This window comes from Halomarina ordinaria (genome assembly GCF_030553305.1).
Classification (GTDB): domain Archaea; phylum Halobacteriota; class Halobacteria; order Halobacteriales; family Haloarculaceae; genus Halomarina; species Halomarina ordinaria.
In genome coordinates this window covers 234,704-240,923 of record NZ_JARRAH010000003.1, presented here as the reverse complement: position 1 = coordinate 240,923, position 6,220 = coordinate 234,704, and the positions used below count along the sequence as shown (strand labels likewise).

Sequence of the window (6,220 nt, the reverse complement as noted above, 5' to 3'; positions counted from 1 at the left end):
GACCTCGTGGACCAGGTATCCCGCCAGCGCGAACACCAGCCCCGTCACCTCCCGTTCGGACTCGCTCAGGTGGTCCACCGTGTCCTCGTACGCCGTCCCCGACGCCGTCGTCCGTACCACGTGTAACTCGAAGACCGTCCGATCGACCTTCTGTCGCCCCTCCCGGACGCGGCGCTCGACACGCTCGATCCAGATGCGGTCGAGGTTCGCGTAGTCGAGGATGTCGAGGACCGCGTCCATGTGGTCGTTGAACCCCTCGACGGCGTCTGCCTCGATACGGTCGATGCGCGTGCGCAGGTCCGTGAGGTCGTCGGTGAGTTCCTCGCGCTGGGCGCGCAACTGGTTTTCCTCCGCCAGCCGGTCTTCGACGTCGGCGATACGGTCGGTCAGGTCGTCCAGATCGGACTCCAGCCGGCGGAGTTCGAACTCGAACTGGTTGGCCTCCTTGTGCAGGTCGAGGACCTCCCCGAGGTCCGCCGCCTCCAGGTCCTCGACGGCCGCCTCCAGGTCCTCGATGGCCTCCCCGAGCCGCGTCCGTTCCTCGCGCAACTCCTCGACGGTCTCCTGACGGCGCTCCAGTTCCGCGGTCACGTTCTCCAGTTTGCGGTCGACCTCGTCGCGTCGGCGTTGCTGTTGCTCGTACTCGCGCTGGCGCGCCTTCGCCTCCTCGAGGTCGGCCTCGAGGTCGCGGATGGCGTCGAGCTTCTCGCGGCGGACCGCGCGCAGCTGGTCGAGCGTCTCCTGGATGCGGTCGGCGTCGACCTCCGACCCGCACGTCCAGCAGACGACGCCGTCGTCGGCGACGAGGCGGTCGGTGACCGACCCGTCCGTGGCGCCGTCGCCCAGCACTGCGCCGACGGTGCTGTCGGTCCCCTCGACCATCGCCTCGTTGAACTGGATGACGTCCTGGACGTCGCTGACCGCCGTCTCGAGCGTCGACTTCCGGTCGCGCAGGCGCGAGAGCTCCGCGTCGACGTCCTCGTACTCGCCCATCGGGGCGTCGGGGAGGTCCTCGCGCTCGGCCTCCAGTTCGCGGCGCTCGCGCGTGAGCGATTCGATGCTCTCCTGCTGGAGGTCGATGTCCGCACGGACCTGCTCCAGTTCCGAACGCCGGTCGCGCAGGTCGTCGAGGCGGGCCTCCAGTTCGCGTTTCTCCTCTCGCGTCTCGTCGACGTCGGCGTCCTCGGCTTCGAGTTCCGCTTCCTTCGCTTCGAGCGCCGCGCGCTTCTCCTCGATGGTCGATTCGAGCTGTTCACGCTCCCGCTCAAGGGTCGGTAGCCGGTCCTTCAGGTCCTCGAGGTCGTCGAGACGGTCGTCGAGGCGCTCGCGCTCCTGTTCGCGGCGGCGTATCTCGGCCTGGATGGCGTCGGTGTCGACCGGCCGCATGATGAGTTCGCGGAGGTCGTCGCCCCGAGCGACGGCGCGCCGGGCTTCGTTCGACTCCAGCAGGAAGGCGAACAGGTCGGCGAGGGTCGAATCGTCGAGGTACGGGTCGCCGCCCGTGGTGACCGACCCGTCGGTCCGGGTGAGCCGCCGCGTGTACGTCTCCCCGTCCAGGTCGAGTTCGACGCGCCCCTCGTCGGCGTCGCCCTTCAGCGAGACGGCGTCGCTCCCGATAGCGGCCATGACTGCCTGCAGAAACGAGGTGCGGTTCGTCGCGTTCCGACCGGTGAGGACGGTCACGCCGGGAGGGATGTCGACCGTCGTCTCGTCGATGCCACCGACGTTCTCGACGCGGACGGTGGCCGGTCGGGCGGTCGTTTCGGAAGCTTCCATATCACCGGCTTGGTCCCCCGTTGCAAAAAGAATGCGGCTCTCGGTCACCGTCCGCCGCCGATACGGTTAGTTCCCACCGGCGCGAACCCCCCGGTATGCCGACGGACACGCGACCGGCGTCGCCCCGTACCGTCCTCCCGGAGGCCGTCTGGGAGCGCCACGCGAACCCCTGGAGCGGGTGGAGTCGCGCCGCGACAACCCCCCTGCTCGTCTACGCCCTCTACAGCCGAAACCGGCGACTGCTGGCCGCGACGCTGGGCTGGCTGGTCGTCAACCCCGCGGCGTTCCCGCCGCCGACGAACACGGACGCGTGGATGACCCGCGGCGTCCTCGCGGAGCGGGCGTGGCTCCGCGCCGGAAACGGAACCGTCGGCGTCGACTGGCCGAACGTCCTCAACCTCCTCAACGTACCCGTGACCGCGTGGGTCGGCTGGGCCGCCCTCCGTCGCCGCCCCGTCCACACCGTCGTCGCGACGGCCCTCCTGATGGGCCTCAAGATGCTGTGGATAGACGAGATCATCCAGCGGACGGACGCCGACGAGTTCGAACGTCTCCACGGCGACTAGCGGGACCGACAGGGGCATCACGGGGGCGTCCCCCGCGAACGACCGACTGGCCTCGACAACTATCGTGTACGCTTTTCGAATTACTGCCGCGAAAGCGAGTACAGTAGAAATTGAAGAACGCGTATTTCAGTCGGCGGTAGCGGTGGGTCCTCCGGGGAGTGCGGACGCCAAGGGGGAGTCGAACGCACGTCTCAGTCGAAGCCACTCGGCCCCTCGACGCGCGTTTCGAATGAGTCGTACCGTTTCGGACACGAGACCATCTGATCGGACGTAATCGTCGTTTTTTACCCGATAGAACAGAGACTTCCGATACTACAATTTTGACGACGTTGGCGGCCACTGGTGGAGTCCGTACAGGCACTCAGTATTGCTTACTTAGTACATCTTAGTAGAAGGCCGGAGGCGTCGAGTCCCGTGTCGGTTCGGGTGTCGGCGTCGGAGCGAGTCGCGGAGGGGGGAGTGTTTTGTGCCCGAGCGACGAGGTCGGGGTATGTCGACGTTCGACGACGACGACGCGCGCGTACCGCTCCTGACGAGGGACGCGCTCCCCGAGGAGTACCGCTACCTCATGGACGAGGACGTCCTGGGCGAGTTGAACCTGTTCGGGGCGATGGGCCACGCCCCCCGTGCGATGCAGGCGTACATGCGTCTCGGGACCGCCCTCTGGGGCGTCGGGGACCTCTCGGCGCGGGAGCGCGAACTCGCCATCCTCTCGGTCGCGCGCTCGTGTCGCTCGCGCTACGAGTGGCACCAGCACGTCGCGCTCGGCCGGGCAGCCGGCGTCACCCGCGAGGAACTCCGCGGCCTCGCTCGTGACGACGACACGCCGTTCACCGAGCGTGAGCAGGCCGTCGTCCGGTACGCGAGGGCGGTCGCGGCGGGCACCGTCACCGGGCCGCTGTTCGAGGCGGCCGAGGCGGTCACGGACCGCGAGACGGTCGTCGGCCTGACGCTGCTCGCCGGCCACTACCTGCTGACGGCCCGGTTCCTCGACGCGCTCGCCGTCCCGACCGACGACCCGTTCGTCGGCTGGCTCCCCGGGGAGTAACCGGTACGTCGAGTGCCGGCGAGACACCGGGGAGACCGCGTCGTCAGGACTTATGGGGGTCGCGACCGATGGGTGAGACATGACAGACGTACTCGTCGTCGGGGGCGGCCCCGCCGGCCTCAGCGCCGCGCTGTTCACCGCGAAGAACGGCCTCGAAACGACGGTGTTCGACACCGACGGGACGTGGATGCACAAGGCGCACCTGTTCAACTACCCGGGCATCGGGTCGGTCGACGGCTCCGCGTTCATGGCGACGCTGCGCCAGCAGGTCGACGACTTCGGCGTCCAGCGCGAACAGGGTGCGAGCGTCACGGCCGTCGAGTCGACGGCCGACGGTTTCACCGTCACCACCGAGGACGGCGAGCACGCGGCGGACTACGTCGTCCTCGCGACGGGGGCGAACCGCGACCTCGCCGAGGACCTCGGCTGTGACCTCACCGACGAGGGAGTCGTCGACGTGGACGTGACGATGGAGACGTCCGTCGAGGACGTCTACGCGACCGGGGCGATGGTCCGCGCGGAGGAGTGGCAGGCGGTCATCTCCGCGGGCGACGGCGCCGCCGCCGCGCTCAACGTCCTCACGAAGGAGAAGGGCGACCACTACCACGACTTCGACACGCCCGCGGACGCGGACGAACTGTTCGGGTCGCTGGTCGACGAGGCCTGACCGAACGTGACTGTTTTTCGACGGGTCAGACGAGGCCGAACGAGACGGCCGTAAACCACGTCACGTAGCAGCCGAGGACGACGAACGCGACGCTCCCCACGCGCCGCGCCGTCCCGCCGAACCGCCCCGGCGAGACGCTCCCCCTGCCGAGGCGGAGGACGACGCTCACGCCGACCATGAGCGTCCCCATACCGGCGGCGAAGGCGGCGAAGACGGCGAGGCCGCCCACCGTCCCGCGCGTGGAGAACGACGAGAGGACGACGCCGAGGAAGACGGGGAGGTTACAGGCGAGGCTCCCGACGCCGTAGAGCACCCCGAAGCCGACGAACGCGGGGACCGTCGCCCCGTCACGCTCGGGGAGCGGCACGGTCCGCGAGAACGACACGCCCCGGTAGTAGGCGACCCCGAGCGCGACCAGGATAGGGCCGGCGAGCAGTTCGAGGCCCGTCAGGTACGGCTGGAGCCACTCGCCGAGCGCCAGCACGGCCCCCCCGACGACGAGGTAGACGGCGACCACGCCGACGGTGACGAACCCGCCGACGCGGAGCCCCGAGCGGACGTCCCGCCCGCCGAGGCCGAGGAGCGTCACCCCGAGGCCGACGACGACGAGGCCGACCGAGGGGAGGTAGCTGCCCGTCCCCTGACGCGCCAGCGGGACGACGACGTGGTAGCCCGGCAGGGTGATACGGAGCCCCGCGACGGCCATGTAGAGCAGCGGCACCGCGCCCGCGAGGAACAGCAGGACGCCCGTCAGGACGCTCGGGCGCGTCAGGAGCGCCGACGGCTCCGTCTCGGCCTCGCCCGGCGACCCCTCGTTGGCGTAGTAGTACGAGAAGTACGCCGGGAGGAGGCCGACGCTACACGGCGCGAAGAACATCAACACCCCCGCGGCGTACGCCGCGACGAGGACCGGCGGTTGAGCGAGTTGCATCCGTCTCAGCTTCGAGTTCGTCCTGCGGATACGACTGGGTTCCGGTTGCCGGTCGGGGACGGTCAGGCGAACCGAGGGGCGACGGAACGTTTATTCCGGCCCTTGCGAACTGATAGCACCATGCAAGCAGCTGTCTGGTACGGACGGCGGGACATCCGCGTCGAGGAGCGAGCGGCGGGCGAGGTCGGGCCGACCGACGTGCGCGTCGAGGTCGACACCTGCGGCATCTGCGGGTCGGACCTCCACGAGTACGCGGCCGGCCCCATCTTCATCCCCGAGGGGGAGCCACACCCCGTCTCGGGGGAGGCGGCGCCCATCACGATGGGCCACGAGTTCAGCGGGGTGGTGAGCGAGGTGGGCGAGTCGGTGACCGACCTCGCGGCCGGCGACCCCGTCGCCATCAACCCCATCCTCTGCTGTGGGGAGTGTCGCCAGTGCGTCGAGGGGAACTACCACATCTGCGACGCCATCGGGTTCATCGGCCTCTCGGGCGGCGGGGGCGGGTTCGCCGAGAGCGTCGTCGTCGACGCCCAGCACGCCGTCCCGCTGGGGGAGGACGTCCCCCTCGAACACGGGGCGCTCGTCGAACCGCTGAGCGTCGGCCTCCACGCGGTTCGCCGGTCGGGCATCCGCGCCGGCGACAGCGTCGCCGTCTTCGGGTGCGGTCCCATCGGCCTGTCGGTCGTCCAGTGCGCGCGGGCGGCCGGGGCCGGGCGTATCTTCGTCTCCGAACCCCGGGACGCGAGGCGCGAGCGCGCGGCGGACGCCGGCGCGAGCGACCTCGTCGACCCGGCGGCCACGGACGCGGTCGACCACGTCGTCGCCGCGACCGGCGGCGGCGTCGACGCCGCCTTCGAGGTCGCCGGCATCGAACCCACGTTCAACGCCGCCCTCGAGAGCACCAGACCGAGCGGGACCGTGACGGTCGTCAGCATCTGGGAGGAGGGCGTGACCATGCACCCGAACACGGTCGTCCTCGGCGAGCGCACCCTCACCGGGACGCTCGCGTACCTCGGCGGGCCGCGGGCCAGCGAGGAGTACGGTATGGTCGTCGACATGCTCGCCGACGGTACCCTCGACCCCGACCCGCTCGTCACCGACCGCATCGGCCTCGACGACATCGTCGACGACGGTTTCGAGTCGCTGCTGGACGAGGAGAGCGACCAGGTGAAGATATTCGTCAAGCCCTGACGCCCGTCGGGAGGCGGCCACCCCTCGGCGCGTTCGCGGAG

At 69.8% G+C, this 6,220-nt stretch carries 6 protein-coding genes; 4 read left to right on the top strand and 2 right to left on the bottom strand.

What is annotated here, in order from left to right; all coding sequences use genetic code 11:
- Positions 1 to 1,776 (bottom strand): archaea-specific SMC-related protein (locus P1Y20_RS17125; RefSeq protein WP_304449927.1); only part of this gene is annotated, 1,776 nt, incomplete at its 3' end.
- Positions 1,777 to 1,871: 95 nt separating this feature from the next.
- On the opposite strand from P1Y20_RS17125, the gene P1Y20_RS17120 reads away from it, so the two are divergent.
- From P1Y20_RS17120 to P1Y20_RS17110, 3 genes are all read left to right on the top strand, one after another.
- Positions 1,872 to 2,342 (top strand): DUF6653 family protein, encoded by a 471-nt coding sequence (locus tag P1Y20_RS17120; RefSeq protein ID WP_304449926.1) that lies wholly within the window; start codon positions 1,872 to 1,874, stop codon positions 2,340 to 2,342.
- 490 nt (positions 2,343 to 2,832) lie between these two features.
- Positions 2,833 to 3,390 (top strand): carboxymuconolactone decarboxylase family protein, encoded by a 558-nt coding sequence (locus P1Y20_RS17115; protein WP_304449925.1) that lies wholly within the window; start codon positions 2,833 to 2,835, stop codon positions 3,388 to 3,390.
- Positions 3,391 to 3,469: 79 nt separating this feature from the next.
- Positions 3,470 to 4,057 carry an NAD(P)/FAD-dependent oxidoreductase gene (locus P1Y20_RS17110; RefSeq protein ID WP_304449924.1) on the top strand — a complete coding sequence of 196 codons (588 nt, stop codon included), beginning with the start codon at positions 3,470 to 3,472 and terminating at the stop codon, positions 4,055 to 4,057.
- Between the two features lie 25 nt (positions 4,058 to 4,082).
- Here P1Y20_RS17110 and P1Y20_RS17105 read toward each other — a convergent pair whose 3' ends face one another.
- A complete protein-coding gene (locus P1Y20_RS17105; protein WP_304449923.1) occupies positions 4,083 to 4,988 on the bottom strand; it encodes a cytochrome c biogenesis CcdA family protein in 906 nt (301 codons plus the stop codon).
- Positions 4,989 to 5,108: 120 nt separating this feature from the next.
- On the opposite strand from P1Y20_RS17105, the gene P1Y20_RS17100 reads away from it, so the two are divergent.
- Positions 5,109 to 6,179 (top strand): 2,3-butanediol dehydrogenase, encoded by a 1,071-nt coding sequence (locus P1Y20_RS17100; RefSeq protein WP_304449922.1) that lies wholly within the window; start codon positions 5,109 to 5,111, stop codon positions 6,177 to 6,179.
- The last annotated feature ends 41 nt before the right edge of the window (positions 6,180 to 6,220 follow it).